A 14,796-nucleotide genomic window follows, 5' to 3' on the forward strand; every position below is an offset into this window, starting at 1 on the left:
TCGGGTGAGTGGGCGGGGCGCAGCGGAGTGGGCGGAAAAAACTGGGAGCTGGCCGCTACTTGGTGCCGCTGAGGATCTTCTCGGCTTCGGCGCGGGCCGGGTGGGCCTTGGGAGCCAGGGACAGGAATTTCGTCAGCTGCGGCTTTGCGTCGGCTGCTCGCTTCAAGAAGTCCGCGTACAACACTCCCAGGTTGAAGAGCGCCGCGATGTTCTTTGGCTCGCGCTCGAGCACACCCTTCAAGATCTTCTCGGCCTCGAGGTAGGGGCCCTGTTTGTCGCGCGAGCCCGTACCCCGGAGCGCAGCGGCGAGACCAACGCCAGCCGCTGCGTCGTCGGGAGTGACGGCAATGACGCCGCGAAATTCGGCGACGGCCTTGTCGTAGATGCCAGCTTGAAGCAGCACGGTCCCGGTGTTCAACCGTGCTGTCGTGTCCTTCGGATCGAGCTCACTGGCCTTGGCAAAACGTCGGAAGGCGATCGCGTCGTCCCCGCGCTTGAGCGAGACCAGGCCCGCGGTGCGCACCACGATGGCGTTGTTCGGGGCGGCCTTTTCGGCCTCTTTGACCAGGAGCTCCGCGGTGTCGACCTCACCGCGCTCCAGGTGGCTCATGGCGAGCTCTGCGAGAGCGTTCGGGTCGTTCGAGCGGCGCACCAACACCTCACGAGCGTGTCGAATGGCGGCCTCGACCTCACCCGCCTCGCGCAATGCGCTCACGAGCTCGATGCGCGCGGCGACTGCCTTCGGAAACGACTTCACGAACGGCTCGAGGACCGCAACGGCGCCTTTCGGGTCGTCCAGCCGGCGTCGAACCTCAGCGAGCGCCACGACGACGTCCTCGGCGTTGGGCGCCAGACTGGAGGCCTTGCTCAGCTCGACCTCGGCGTCAGCCAGGTCACCCGTTTGGGCGAGGAGCACTCCCAGGTCGTAGCGCGCCTCCCACAGGTTAGGGTCGATCTTCACCGCCTCGCGGAGCAGCTTGATGGCCTTCTGGCGCTCGTTCGGGGACTGGACGGCCTGCGCCATCTTGCCCAACGCCTGAGGGTTCGCCGGCGGCAACACAGGTGCACTCTTCGCAGCCGTCGAACCGCCACACGCCAGCGCCAAGAGGGCGACCGCCGCGGCCGCGCTGAGTCGCGCGCGAAGTCGCGCCCCGGGACTCACTTCTTGCCCCCCTTCTTGACGCCCTTGCCCTTGAGGGTGGGTTTCTCGTCGCTCTTGGCGTCCTCGGCCTTCTTGTCGGCGTCCTTCTCCGCGGACTCCTTCTTGTCGTCCTTGCTCTTCTTGTCGTCCTTCTTTTCGTCCTTGCCCTTGTCCTTCGCTTCCGGAAGCTCGGGCGCCGGAATCAGGTAAGGCTCGCTACGATTGCCCTTGGTGCGACGGGTCCCGTCGATCAGCGGAGGCAAAGGTGCCGGACCCTTGCTCTGCAGCTCGAACCCGATCTCCTTGAGCGGAGGATAGAGCTCCGAGTTCAGGCGCCCCAGCGCGGCGCGCATCTTCGCCGTCCAGCTGTTGAAGATGCCGAGCTCCAGGGCCTTCTTCCAGCCGCTCTCGTAGGCCTCGAGCGCGCGCTCCTCGATCGGAACGACGAACTCGTCGATCTGTTGTTTGTAGATCTCCTGCTCTTCCTTGCTCAGGCTCGGCGGAGGCGGAGAGTTCAGCAGCGCCTTGGTGAACGTCTCGTAGGTGAATCCGATCTGATACAGCGACGCCGTCGTCCACTCGGCGACGGCCATCTCGGCGGTCCCCAGGAAGGTCTCGGCCGCCTTCTTCAGCAGCTCACCCTTCTTCTTGAGCCGATCCTTGAGCTGTTTGACGTCACCCTCGACCTTGACGGCCTCGAACTCCGCCAAGATACGCTCGCCCTGCATGTACTTGGCCTTGGCCGCGAAGTACTTGCCATTGTCGTCGAGCTGGCTCTTCCGCTGCTTGTAGGTGTCCATCGCGCGGCTGAGCGCGCTCCCCGCGGCCTTCTCTTCCCCCAGCTTCACGCGCACGGACGCCAGCCGCACGTAGGCTTCGATCTGTCCGTTCGGGGTCTTGGCAGCATGGGTATACCGGTCGTAGATCCCCGCCGCGTCCTTCCACTTCTCCGCCTTCTCGTAGGCCTTGCCCATGAGGAAGGTGACCTCTTCTGCGGCCTCGTCGCGCGGGTAGGTCTTCCGGAAGCGGTTGCCGCTATCGATGGCTCGCTGCGTGTCGCCGACCGTCGTGCGCAGGAGGACCGAGTTGAACGCGGCGTCCTTGTGGTGGTCCGACTTCGGAAAATTTTCGGCGATGACGTCGTGGTAGTCCGCGGCCTCGCTGAAGAGCCCGATCTCCTGGAAGGTGTTGGCCGCGAGCCACGCACCCTGTGCGGCTTCGTCGCGCTGTCGGTGGTCCGCGATCAGGATCGCGACCGCGGCCTTCATGGTCTCGAGATCGCCGCCCTTCTTGGCTTCGACCTCGGCGTTGACCGCGGCCTGGGCGGCGCGGGGTTCGGTCGGAAACTCCTTGGCGGCGCGTAGGTACGCCGACGCGGCCTTGTCGTGTTTTCCAGCCTCGGCGAACTGTTCGCCTTGTTTGAACACTGCGACCACGATCAGCCCGTTCAAACGCTTCTGTTTGTCGGGCGCGATGAACGCGGGCGCCGACTTCAGGCGTCGTGCCCAGGTCTCGATGTTCTCGTAGTCCTTGCTCTTGTTGAAGCTGTCGAGGATCAGCTCGCCAGCCCCCTCCGCGTACTTCCCACGCGGATACTTCTCGACCAAGAGCCCGAACTGCCGCACGGCCGGGTCGTAGACCTCGTAGTCGTAATAGAGCTTACCCTGCCGGAAGAGCAGCTCCGGGATGTCCGGGTCGTTGGGGTAGGTCTTGATGTAGAGCTCCATCGCCTCCGTGAGCTTCTTGTCGGTCGGCGACTCTTCCTGCTTCTTGCCCGCGGCCTTCTTGGCTTCGAACTCCTTGTAACGAGCGAACTCGAGCGCGGCGAGCGCGTTGTAGAGCGCATCGCGGGAGCGCGGCCCCTTCGGGTCGAGCCGCACCGCAGCCAGGTAGTGGTCGGCGGCCTTGTTGGCGTCCTCCAGCCGGTAGAACGCGATCTCGGCCAGGTTGTAGTGAACGTCGTAGGCCTGCTTGCCCTGGGAAAACCGCGTCAGGTAGACCTCGTAGAGCCCCACTGCGCCGCCGAACTCTCCCTTGCTGGTCTTGTCGGCCTGGGCCTTGGCGTGCAGGCCGATCGCGTCGTCGCGGAGCTGCTTCTCGATCGCGTCCGACGCCGCTTGCACCGTCTTGGGCCCGTGGGCCTTCACCCACGCGCCTGGCTTCTGTTTGCTCTTGGGCGCGGGCGCGACGTACTCCTTGAGCAGCCACTTGTAGTCGTCCTGGAGCTTGCTCCAGCTCTCCATCGTCGAGTGGCCCTGCGCCACCGCCAGACCGAACTTGTACGCGTCCGGCGCCATCGGTTCGAGCTTCAACAGCAGTCGATAGGCCTCGATGCCACGCTCGTAGTGCGCCTGGTCGTAGAGCGCCTCGGCCAGCGCGCGCACGATGCGCCCGGCGAACTTGTCGCCTCCGGCCTTGACCAAGAACTTGTACATGTCCTCGGCGCTGTTCTTCTCGTCCTCGACGAAGACGGCGACCAGGTTCTTGAGCGCCTCGGCCTGAAGCTCGTCGATTTCGGAGCGTTTCTTGCCATCCTTCGCGGCGCTGCCGTCGGCCGTGGCCTTGAACACGGCCAGAAAGCGCTTGGCCGCTTCCTCCGCTCGATCGAGGCGCCACAGACACCACGCGCTCTTGAACAGCGCGATGTCGTACAGCTCGCTGTCCTTGTAGCGGAGGACCTCTTCGTACTCCTTGTAGGCCGTCTCGTAGTTCGGGAACTCTTTCGTGAACTCGAACTCCGCGCGAACCATGTGGGCGTCGGGAGCGAAACGGCTCTTGGGGAACCACTCGAGGATCTTGTTGAAGCGGCCCAGGGCTTCCGGGAACTTGGCCTCCTCGTTGGCCAGAAAACCGTCGACGTACAAAGCCAGGTCGTAGTCCTCGAAGGTCTTGTAGTTCTTGAGCACGCGCAGGAAGCGGGCGCGGGGTCGAGTGAAATCCGGATTGGGCGGGTCACCCCGTTGGTCGGTCGGGCGCTTCTCCCAGTCCTGGAACTTCACCAGGAACTGCTCGCGTGAGTCCTCCCACTCGAGCTCGCCCATGCGCATCAGCGCCTCGGCCATCTCTGGCTCGTCGTCGGGGGACTCGGTGATGAACTTGTCGAGCAGCTTCATCGCGTCCGCGCGCAGCTTCTTCGCCTTGGCCTGGTTCCTGACGATGCGCTGATCGATCTTCTTCATCAGCGTGGCGCGCAACCGCTCCGGGATCTGCAGAGACAGCCGCACCTCGCGCTTGGCCTCGCGGGTCTTTTCCTTCTTCTTCTTGACCGTCGGCCGCTCGCGAACGCCGATCTGGCGTTCACCCTTGGGCTTGATGCGGCCCTTGTCGCCGGCTGCGGCCGGCACACTGGGCGCATCGTTCTCGTCGGCGAACGCGGCGCCAGCACTCAGCACGAGAACGAGGACGGTGCCAACGGACCAACGGCGGAGGGACGAACGATTCACGACGGCAGAGGAGCGTATCACGCCCTAGTCCTCGGGGGATCCCACGAGTAGGCCCAAGAAAAGCTGAAACGACCGCCGAAATCGCAGCCTTTGACCGCACCCCCGTGTCAGCCCGCTGCCGCGCTATTTGCACTTGTTCCCGCTGCACCAGCCGTTCTGACAGTCGCTGTTCTCGTTGCACGCGACTCCGTCCGCCAGCTTCGGCTCACACTTGCAGGCATCGCAGCGACCGCTGCCGCACTGACCGTCGTCGTCGCACTCGGCGCACTTCGAAAACACGTAACAATCGTTGACATCCACCGACGCCGGCGGGCCACATCTTCCGCTCGTGCAGTCGCTGTCTTCGTTGCACACCGCACCAAAGGTCAGCTTCGGCTCGCACTTGCAGGCGTCGCAGCGCCCGCTCGGGCACTGGTTGTTTGCGTCGCAGTCAGCACACTTGCTGGCAACGAAGCAGTCGTTGGGAGCCGTGAACGTCAACGGCCCACATTTCTTGCTCGTGCAATCGCTACTTTCATTGCACACCGCACCGAATGCCAAGCTGGGCTCACACTTGCAAGCGTCGCAACGTCCGCTACCACACTGGCCGTCGTCGTCGCACTCCGCGCACTTGCCGAAGACGTAACAGTCGTTCGGGTCCGCGCTGACCAGCGGTCCGCAATGACCTTGACAGCAAGCGACGTCGCCGCTGCAGACCGCACCCACCACGCCGCAGGCGGCGCCAGTTCCTCCACTGCCGCCGGTCGCAACACCGCCCGTGCCGCCGCTCGCGACACCGCCCGTGCCGCCGAGCGCAATACCACCCGAACCGCCGCTCAGACCGCCGCCGGTTCCGCCGGCGAGCACACCGCCGCTGCCTGCGGTGCCCGCCGCGCCGGCCTGCCCATCTTCGGAGGCGTCACCGGCGTCGACCCCTGCGACTCCGCCCAGGCCACCCGTCCCCCAAGCGCCGCCCGTGGTACTGACGCTGCCCCCGGCGCCGCCCCCGGCGTCGGGGCCACCCGACGCGGCGCCCGTCTCCTCCAGACCGCAGCGCAGACAGAGGGCCATTGCCACCCCAAGTCCCATGCGCTGCCACTGGGTCATCGCCGCGGATTCTAGCAGGAAAGGGAACTCCGAGCCGTCGGGGCTGTCAGTCGCCGGGTGAGCGGGAAAAGCACGCGTCTCGGGCTCTTGGTTCTCTGTTCAGCGGTCAGCGCGAGCGCACAGGACAACGTGCACGGCACTCGCAGCGAGAAGCTCTACGAGCGCAAACACGAGGTCGAGGTCAGTGTGCACCGCGGTTACGCCGAGCTGCGTGTGCGGCGCTCGGTCGAAAACCAAGGAGCACGCCACGACCAGGCGATGTTCTGGCTGACACTGCCGGACGGTGCCGCTGCCACCGGGCTCAAGACCCTCGGAAGCGTTGCCGGTCGCCCCGTGTGGTTCGCCGGCGAGCTGATGGAAGCGGAGGCGGCCGCGGCGAAGTACAAAGAGCTGACGGGGATCGGAGGGTACTATCCAAAGGATCCGGCGCTGCTCTCGTGGCGCCACCAAGGACAGCTGCTGCTTCAGGTCTTTCCTGTCGCGCCCGACACTTCCAAGTCCGTCGAGTACACGCTGCTCGTCCCGACCCACTACGAGCGTGGGGCGCACCGCTACGTACTACCTGGCCTCGGCACGACCGAGCTCGCTGCCCAGGTGAGCCTCGCTGCAGCCGCGCGCGGGGACAAGCTGCTGATGGACGACAGACCCGCGGCGAAGGGCGCCAACGTTCGCGCAGCGCTCGGGGCCACGACCGAGCTCGGCCTCGTCCCCAAGACCACGGAGCCGGTCGGCGGCGAGCTCGCGGTGTCAGCGGCCGGTTCGCGTTTCGTCACGCATTTCTCCATCGAGGCGGCGCCCCGTGTCGCCAAGGTCCCCCGCGCCGCTCAAATCGTGGTGCTCCTGGACGCCTCGCGCTCCCTCTCGAGCGACCTCCTGGCCGCCGAACAGGCCGCCCTGTCGGCCTATTTGTCCCACTTTCCAGACGCTAGCGTGGAGGTCATCAGCTTCGATCGCAAGCTGCACCGACGCTACGGCGCGTTCGTCCCCGTGGCGCGAGCCCGCAGCGATCTCACGACACAGAAGATCGAGCAGAAGAACGGCAGCGCCATCGACGCCGCGCTCGCCGAGGCGGAATCCATCTTGGCTGCCGCCCCCGCTGGCCGCGCCCGGCGCCTGGTGTTGGTCAGCGATGCCATCGTGCGTTCCAAGCTCAAGCCGGAGCGCATTCGCGCGGCGCTCGGCGCAAGCGGTGCGGTGGCTCACATCGGCGTCCTCCGCAGTCGCGGCGTCAGCCTCTCGCGCGACGACACTCACGCCTGGGCGGACGCCGTCGCAAGGACCGGCGGGTTGGTCTGGCAAGCGAGTGCCAGCGACGCGCGGAGCGACAGCAAGCGAATGGCGAGCGTGTACGAGGAGTGGGCCCGCCCCCTGCGCATCGATCACTTGAAGTTGTACTCACCCGATCTCGAGATGGGCGCAATCACGGAGCCGCCGCAGAGCCTCGACGAGGGGCAGGGTTATGAACAGCTCCTCATGAGCCAGCGCGACGTGGCCTGGGTTCGCGTCGAGGGCCAGCTCTGGTCGAAATCGGTCCAGCACGTCGTTCATGCCGACGCCGCGGCGGGCAAGCGCTGGGCGGCGCTCGTGTTCGGCAGCCCCCTCTGGAGCGAGCTCACCGAGCCCGAGATGATGCAGCTCGCGCTCGCCGGCGGCGCGGTGAGCCCCGTCACCAGCTACCTCGCGATCGAGCCGGGTGTGCGCCCGTCGACGGAGGGACTCGAGCGAAGTGAGAGCGGGATGGGTTCGGGATTCGGCCGGGCGCCGCAGCTGCGTATGGGTGCCACGTCAGCGTCGGGGCGAGCGCCCCCGCTCGATCGCGAACAGTGGCTGCGGGACACACTCGAGCCGACCTTCATCGCTTGCGGCGGCACGGCCGATAGCGCGAGTGTCTCGCTGGAGACGACGTTCGCCGAGGTCGTCGACGTCACCCGAGTCGAGCTCAGCACGTCGGCGGACCCGCTGCTCCAACGCTGCCTCTCGGAAGCGGTCTGGGACCTGGTCTTGCCCCCCCAATTCGACGAGGAGTGGACGACCTGGATGGTCCAACTCTGACGCCGAGCGGCCGGCGTCCGCCACAATTCGGGGAGAATCTGGCGGATTTCTCCCGAAATCCGGGCGCTCGACGAAAAGCGTGCCCGGTTGCACCATCACCCCTTCCCTTTCGTCAAACGCCCGAGGCTATAGTCTGCGCGCCTCGTTCATTCGGGAGGAATGTCATGCATCTGCGTACTGCCCTGCTTGGTTTTTTCATGGTTGCAGCGACGACCAGCGTCGCCTGCGTGGTCCACAACAATCCAGCCCCGGCACAGCCCGCGGCGCCCGCGGCGCCTGCGGCGCCCGCCGCCGCGCCTGCCGCGACGCCGACCGCGGCACCGACGACGCCCGCACCGGCGGTCGACGATCCCAATGCCGACATCCCTGCCGACTCCGAGGACGCCGCGCCGGTCGCGGATGCTCTGCCACCGCAGCAGCCCGTGGACGCGCCACCGGCTACGCAGGGTATGCCCGAAGAGCTCGCCGTCGGTGTGGCTGCAGGACGACCGAAGGGCATCGAGCCCGGCGCGCCGGCTGCCTTCTGGATCTGGCGCAACGCCGCCGGTATCTGGAAGCTCCGCACCACCACCGCCAAGAAGCTCCACGAGTTCCGCGGCCGAGTGAAGGGTGTGCAGAAGCCCATCGGCAAGGTCCACCCATCCCGCACCGAGTTCGGTGACCGCATCAAGCGTGGCACCGGTGGTGAGGTCTTGTTCCGTTTCAGCACCAAGGGGCACGTCGACGGCTTCGACTTCCGCGCGCCGAAGGACAGCTGTGTTCGCTTCGATCTGCAGCTCGACTCGGGCGCAACGGCGAAGAAGGTGATGATCGGCAAGGACTCGGTCTCGCCGAAGACGAACCACTTCACGGTCTGCCCGGCAAAATGATGTTCGGTTCCTCGCGCGAAGCGAGGACAGGTGCGGCGCCCCGAAACGGGCGCCGCGCTCTTTTTGTGGGGGAAGGGCGAGGAACGTCGGCCGGCGCCAATCGGGGTTACACTCCCCGCCGTGAAACGCATCGGAGTGACGCTCTTGTCGTGTCTGCTGGCGACGGCGTGCAGCGATGAAGACCCTGAGAAAGGCCCGGAAGATCCCTGCAACCTCCCGACGCCCAGCATCGCCACGCCACCGCTCTCGACGCCGCGCTGGGCCTTCCAGCCCTGGATCAGCAAGGACATTTCGAGCGCCGACGACACCCGCGAGTTCGTGAAGGGGTTTCGCGACCGCGACATCCCCGTCGGCGCCGTCGTGCTCGATAGCCCGTGGGAGACCCAGTACAACACCTTCGTACCGAACCCCGAGCGTTATCCAGGCTTCGCTGAGATGGTCAGCGATCTGCATCAACAAGACATCCGCGTGGTGCTGTGGGTGACGCAGATGGTCAACGTATCGTCCTACGACTTCGAGCCGGGCGGAGACTCGTACGTCGGAGCGAGCCCTAACCTGGAAGAGGGCGAGCGTTGTGGTTTCTTCGTCAACGAAGCCGAGCGCTACCAGTGGTGGAAGGGCAGCGGCGCAGCCCTCGACTTCTTCAACCCGAAGGCGGTGGCCTGGTGGCACAAACAGCAGGACCCGCTCTACGCCCAGGGCATCGACGGCTGGAAGCTCGACTTCGGCGAGCAGTACATCAACAGCGACCCAATCGTGACCGCCGCAGGGGACAAGAATCGGCAGGAGTATTCGGAGGAGTACTACCGCGACTACTTCGCCTATGGCCGCAAACGCCGCGGCGACGAGTTCGTCACCATGGTGCGGCCGTATGATCGCTCGTACGGATTTCCTGGTCGCTTCTACGCGCGCGCGGAGCACGCGCCCGTCGCTTGGGTCGGGGACAACCGCCGTGACTATGTCGGCCTGGCGGACGCGCTCGACCACCTCTTCCGCTCTGCCCGGGCGGGTTATTCGAACATCGGCTCGGACATCGGTGGCTACCTGGACGCCGACGACGAAGACTTGCTGGGTGCGAAGCTCCCCTTCGACGGCCTGGTGTTCGCGCGCTGGACGGCGGTCGGGGCTCTGACGCCGTTCATGCAGCTCCACGGGCGCGCCAACATCACCCCCTGGACCGTGCCGGACCACGTCGATGAGACCGTGGCGCTGTATCGGTACTGGGCAACCCTGCACCGAGAGCTGGTCCCGTTCTTCTACTCACTGAGTGAAGAAGCACTCGAGGGTGGGCCAGTCGCGATGCAGCCCCTTGGTGACGAATCCAGCTGGGCGGGCGACTACCGGTATCAGCTGGGCGACGCCTTCCTGGTAGCGCCGATCCTCGACACCTCGGGCGTACGGGACGTCGACCTGCCGTCGGGAGCGCGTTGGCTCGACTTCTGGCAGCTCGACGGCGCGTGGCTCGACGGCGGCCAGACCTTGAAGGCCGTGAGCCAGCCGGATCGGGCGAGGGTCCCGCTCTACGTCCGCGAAGGCGCCATCGTGCCGCTGGCCGTCGAGAGCGAGGTGACCGCGATGGGCAGCTCAGCGCAGGCGGGTCAGCTGACGCTGCTCGTTTTTCCCGCACCGACCCAGACCCAATTCGTCATTCACGATGCGGACGACTTGACCACGATCGTCGGCGCGAAGCTCGGTGAGCTGATGCTCTCGCGTCGCGCGACCACCGTCACCGCTCGCGTCCGCGTCGAGGCAGAACCGAGCGCCGTGCAGCTCGATGGCACTGCGCTGCCGGCCGCGAGCGACAAAGCTCAGCTGGACGCCCAGCCGAGCGGCTGGTTCTTCGAGGCGAAGGCCCGCATCTTGTGGGTGAAGGTCGACAAGGGCGGCGCGGCGTCGGTGACGTGGTGAGCCGTCGTAGGTGACGACCTTTGCTTGCACCCGACGGCGCGCGCTGGCGCCGGAGCAGCGGACACGCGTTCACGCCTGTTTTGCTGCCGCGATGTGCTTCGCCGTGTCCACGTAGTGTCTGAAGTTCGACACCTTGCCGGCCGCGTCGAAGGTCCACAGGTGGAGCTCCTCGTCGCGCATCAGCCCGCCGGGGGTCTCGACCGAGATCGCAATCTCGGCGACGACCTTGTTGCCCCCCGCCATCAGCCCGAGCACCTGGAACTCGGTGATCTTCATCGCACCCACCGCCTTGAAGAACTCCCCGACACCCGCCTTGCCAGTGCGCTTGATCAGGTAGGGGACACGGGCCTTGTGAGCGCTGTTGTCGGCAAAGTCCTCCCAGCGCACGTCGTCGGCCACGTGGGCCAAGATCGCTGGTACGTCCCCCTTGCCGAACGCCGAATAGATCGTCGAAACCGTTGCCAGATGATCACTCATGAAGAACCCTCCGTCGTGTACCTACGAACGACGGACCAACCCGGATCACCCGCTTTTTCACCAGCCGGGCGAGCGATGCAACGCCGCGAATTGGTTCGCATCCGCTTGGACGCATGTGCCGCTAGCTTGCTCGTGAGGGTAACGTTGTGTCACTTTCCGTCGCCATGTTCGGCAAGCCGGGCTCCCTCGAATACCCGCGGATGGTCTCGATCGAGACCACCAACCACTGCAACGCGAAGTGCGTGTTCTGCCCGAACAACGCCCTCGCGCGTGACAAGGGCCCGATGGAGCAGGCGCTGTTCGAGAAGATCGTCGAAGAGTGCCGAGAGTTTCCGCTCCCAGCCATCGAGCCGTTCTTGCAGGGTGATCCGTTCTCGGACCCCAAGATCCTGGAGCGGCTAGAGCTGATCCGCCGCCGCCTGCCCGACACCAAGCTGCGCCTCTACACCAACGGCTACGGCATGGCGCCGAAGAAGATCGACGCGATGCTCGGCATGGGCATCGATCACCTGTACGTCAGCGTGAACACGCTCGACAAAGACAAGTATCGCCAGGTGATGGGCATTCCCCTGCAGCGGACCCTCGACAACCTGGCCTACCTCACCGAGCCCTCGCGCCGCAGTCGGGTGGCAAACAAGATCACGTTCCGCATGACCCGCCTGGGGGACACGACCCTCCAGGAACAGGACGACTTCGTTCGTTACTGCAAAGAGCGCGGCGTGCAGTGCTTCATCGTGGGTCTGTTCAACTACAAAGGCGACATCAACAGCGGGCTGCCGGTGCCCAGCTACGGCTGCGAGCACGTCGCCCGCCTGGACATCCTCGCGAGCGGCCGGGTCACCCTTTGCTGCATGGACCAGGACGGCCAATACGGCTGGGCGGATCTGAACGAGATGAGCGTGCTCGAAGCGTTCAACCACCCGTCGGCCGTGAAGTACCGACACATGCACAAGAGCGGCAAGCGCCGTGAGATCGATCCCTGCGGCACCTGCAACAACTTCTGGCCGGGCTTTCACGGCCTGTCGGCGCTCGAAGCGGCACGGACCGGCATCGAGTACTGCACGTACATGGCGCGCCATCGCCCCAACGGTCGCAAGGCCCCGCGTGGCGAGGGCACGACCGCCGACGGACTGGTTCAGCTCACGAAGAAACACGCGGCGGCCGCAGCGGCCGGCAACTATCGCGACGCGCAGAGCAAAGACGCGCCCGCGGAGTGAGCTTCAGCCCGATCTTTGCCGAGTGACGCCGGCCGCGTTGCCGCGGCCCGAGCCCCTACGAGCTCACTGTTTGCCGGTGGCGTGGGCTCGGCGCGCGCGGAACGTGAGGTGCGACGAGTAGGCGTCCTGGTTCCCGGTGGTGTTGCCTCCGGGCACCTTGTTGTAGGTCCCCGCGGTCGCCAGCGGGGTCAGCGAGCCGCCCGACTTCGGAACGTCCGGCTGCGTCGAGTTGATGACGGTGACCGCACACGAGGCGATGAAGTTCACCTTGCAGCCGCCGACCAGCGCGTCGAGCAGCGAGTTGCAGGTCGCCCCCACCGGCTGCCCGGTGCCGCAATACGTGTACTTCTTCGAGCCGCCACAGTTCTGACAGGCACCGGCACCGGTGGTCAGGGCCTCGGGGATCGGGATCTTGGCGAGGGAGTCGACGGTGATCGCTCCGCAGAGCCCCTGGCCCGTCTGGTTCGCCGTGACCTCGGGGAAGGTGACGAGCCCCGCCGCCAGGTTCGTCGGTGGAGCGGAGGGTTTGCTGTCGGTGCCCGCGGTGACGCCGCGGACCTTGGCGTCGCGCATCTGCAACACGGCGGGGCTACCCGACAAGAGCAGCGTGAGGTTCACCTGGCTCGGCCCCGCGGTGATCACGGTGGCGGCCAGCGCGCCGTTGGTGAGCCTTCCGGTCGGGAGACCGTTGGCGTCGACCTGGGCCGCGTCCAGCTTGAACCACCAGTCGAGCGACGCCGCGCCGTTGCCGGGCCAGGTGCCCTTGGCCGGGTCCAAGATGCCCGTCACGATGCCGAGCTCCAGGGCCGGATCGTTGTCGCCCTTGAGATCATCGAGGCCCATGGCCTGGACCATGATGTTGGTGCTGCCGTCGTCGATGCCGGTCTGAAGCGCGGTGTTCAGCTGCCCGACCGCGGTGTTGGTGAGCGCCTGCCCGAGCCGGTTGGCCGTGTACGTGCAGAAACTCGGCGCGTTGCCCTTGAAGATCTTGGCGTCGTAGAGCCGAGTGAACATCTCGTACTTGCAGACGGAGTCGCAGCCGTCGAGGTTCGACTTGTTGCCGTCGTCGCAGTCCTCTCCGGTGTCGATCGTGCCGTCCCCGCAGACCGCCGTCTTGACGCACTTGCCCGCGGTGCAGATGGCCCCGCCGCTGCAGACCGTGCCGCAGATCCCGCAGTTGTTGTTGTCCGTCTGGGCGTTCACGCAGGCGTTCCCGCACAGAGTCTGACCAGAACCACAGACACACGCGCCGGTCTGACAGGTGGAGCCCGACGGGCAAACCTTGGCGCAGACGCCGCAGTTGTTGTTGTCCGTCTGCATGTTGACGCAGGTGTTGTTGCAGGCGGACTGCCCGCTGGGACAGCTGCAGGTTCCCGCACTGCAGGTCGTGCCGCCGGTGCAGGTCTTGCCGCAGCTTCCGCAGTTGGCGTTGCTGGTCTGGGTGTTGACACAAGCACCGCTGCAGAGCGTGCCGGCGTTCGGACAGGTGCAATTGCCGGTCGTGCAGCTCTGCCCGGCGGCGCAGGCGTTCGTGCACGTTCCGCAGTTGGCGGTGTCGGTCTGCAGGTTCACGCACGAGTTTCCGCATTTGGTGGTGCCGCCGGTGCAGTTCGCCGAACACTGGCCGGCAGAGCACACCTGCCCCGTGGTGCACACCGTCCCGCACGTCCCGCAGTTCGCGGCGTCGGTCTGGGTGTTCGTGCACTGGTTGTTGCAGGTCGTCTGCCCTGTGGCGCAGGCGCATTTCCCGGCTGCACAGGCCTGCCCGCCGGTGCAAGCGGTGCCACACGCGCCGCAGTTCGCGCTGTCCGTCTGGGTGTTGACGCAGGCGCCGTTGCAGTACGTCTGACCGGTTCCGCAGCCGCACTGGCCCGCAGCGCACGAGCTACCTCCGGTGCAAGCGGTGCCACACGCGCCGCAGTTTGCGTTGTCCGTCTGGGTGTCGACGCACGCGCCGCTGCAGGCCGTCTGCCCGGTCGTGCAGTTGGAGCTGCAGGTACCCGCGGAGCAGACCTGCGCCGCCGTGCAAGCGGTACCGCACGCTCCGCAGTTCTGCGGGCTGGTCTGGGTGTCGACACACGCCCCGCCGCACAGCTCACCGGTCGCGCAGGCGCACGCCCCGTTCTCGCAGGCGCTGCCGCCGGAGCAGGCGTTGTCGCAGGCGCCGCAGTGGGTGTTGTTGCTGCTCGGGTCGACGCACGCGCCGCCGCACTCGATCTCGACGCCCGTGCAGCCACCGCCGTCCGTCGCCCCGGTGCCGCCGGTCGCGCCCGTGTTGCCGGTCCCACCGGTGCCCCCGGTTGCCGAAGAACCGCCCGAGCCGGCGTCGCCTCCCGCGTCCTCTTTTCCGCCGGTGCCGGATGAGCCCGCACCGTCGTCACCGCCGCAGGCGTTCATCGCCACGCTGGCCCAAAGCACCGAGCTGAACAAGCCAAGCCACTTCACGAGCTGCTTCATCGCCGACCTCCGGTTCCCCAGCACCGAAGCGTATCAAACACGCGTCGATACCCCAGTGCGTTTTTCTACCCACCCCATGTGAGTGCTTCCCTGACATTGGTGACGCGCGGCGCGTCAACTCCACAACTTTCGCGGTCTACGTCCGT

At 66.3% G+C, this 14,796-nt stretch carries 9 protein-coding genes; 4 read left to right on the forward strand and 5 right to left on the reverse strand.

Annotated features, from left to right (window positions below; all coding sequences use genetic code 11):
- Positions 1-55: 55 nt before the first annotated feature.
- The 3 genes from IPI67_29555 to IPI67_29565 all read right to left on the reverse strand — a co-directional run bounded on the left by IPI67_29555 (position 56) and on the right by IPI67_29565 (position 5,670).
- A complete protein-coding gene (locus IPI67_29555; GenBank protein MBK7584338.1) occupies positions 56-1,162 on the reverse strand; it encodes a tetratricopeptide repeat protein in 1,107 nt (368 codons plus the stop codon).
- On the reverse strand, positions 1,159-4,584 hold the full coding sequence (locus IPI67_29560) for a tetratricopeptide repeat protein (GenBank protein ID MBK7584339.1): 3,426 nt from the start codon (positions 4,582-4,584) through the stop codon (positions 1,159-1,161). Before IPI67_29560 ends, IPI67_29555 begins: the two co-directional genes overlap by 4 nt.
- A gap of 123 nt (positions 4,585-4,707) precedes the next feature.
- Positions 4,708-5,670, reverse strand: coding sequence for a hypothetical protein (locus IPI67_29565; GenBank protein ID MBK7584340.1), 963 nt, complete (start codon positions 5,668-5,670; stop codon positions 4,708-4,710).
- 87 nt (positions 5,671-5,757) lie between these two features.
- Here IPI67_29565 and IPI67_29570 point away from each other — a divergent pair, with 87 nt between their 5' ends.
- The 3 genes from IPI67_29570 to IPI67_29580 all read left to right on the forward strand — a co-directional run bounded on the left by IPI67_29570 (position 5,758) and on the right by IPI67_29580 (position 10,499).
- Positions 5,758-7,722 carry a VWA domain-containing protein gene (locus tag IPI67_29570; protein MBK7584341.1) on the forward strand — a complete coding sequence of 655 codons (1,965 nt, stop codon included), beginning with the start codon at positions 5,758-5,760 and terminating at the stop codon, positions 7,720-7,722.
- Between the two features lie 164 nt (positions 7,723-7,886).
- Positions 7,887-8,591: a hypothetical protein gene (locus IPI67_29575; protein ID MBK7584342.1), complete on the forward strand. Its 705-nt coding sequence runs from the start codon at positions 7,887-7,889 to the stop codon at positions 8,589-8,591.
- 120 nt (positions 8,592-8,711) lie between these two features.
- Positions 8,712-10,499, forward strand: coding sequence for a hypothetical protein (locus IPI67_29580; GenBank protein ID MBK7584343.1), 1,788 nt, complete (start codon positions 8,712-8,714; stop codon positions 10,497-10,499).
- 69 nt (positions 10,500-10,568) lie between these two features.
- On the opposite strand, the gene IPI67_29585 is transcribed toward IPI67_29580, so the two are convergent.
- Positions 10,569-10,976 carry a nuclear transport factor 2 family protein gene (locus IPI67_29585; protein MBK7584344.1) on the reverse strand — a complete coding sequence of 136 codons (408 nt, stop codon included), beginning with the start codon at positions 10,974-10,976 and terminating at the stop codon, positions 10,569-10,571.
- A 146-nt stretch (positions 10,977-11,122) separates the two neighbouring features.
- Between IPI67_29585 and IPI67_29590 the strand changes: the two genes are divergently transcribed.
- Entirely contained in the window at positions 11,123-12,193 is a 1,071-nt protein-coding gene (locus IPI67_29590) for a radical SAM protein (protein ID MBK7584345.1), read from the forward strand.
- A 63-nt stretch (positions 12,194-12,256) separates the two neighbouring features.
- Here the strand turns inward: IPI67_29590 and IPI67_29595 are convergent, their stop codons facing one another.
- A complete protein-coding gene (locus IPI67_29595) occupies positions 12,257-14,650 on the reverse strand; it encodes a hypothetical protein (protein MBK7584346.1) in 2,394 nt (797 codons plus the stop codon).
- Positions 14,651-14,796: the final 146 nt, after the last annotated feature.

This window comes from Myxococcales bacterium (assembly GCA_016706225.1).
In the GTDB taxonomy this organism is placed as follows: Bacteria; Myxococcota_A; Polyangia; order Polyangiales; family Polyangiaceae; genus JADJKB01.

Bases quoted from the DNA above. Each gene is read 5' to 3' on its own strand.
- IPI67_29565 (MBK7584340.1), bottom strand. From the start codon at position 5,670: ATGACCCAGTGGCAGCGCATGGGACTTGGGGTGGCAATGGCCCTCTGT.
- IPI67_29575 (MBK7584342.1), top strand. From the start codon at position 7,887: ATGCATCTGCGTACTGCCCTGCTTGGTTTTTTCATGGTTGCAGCGACG.
- IPI67_29585 (MBK7584344.1), bottom strand. From the start codon at position 10,976: ATGAGTGATCATCTGGCAACGGTTTCGACGATCTATTCGGCGTTCGGC.
- IPI67_29595 (MBK7584346.1), bottom strand. From the start codon at position 14,650: ATGAAGCAGCTCGTGAAGTGGCTTGGCTTGTTCAGCTCGGTGCTTTGG.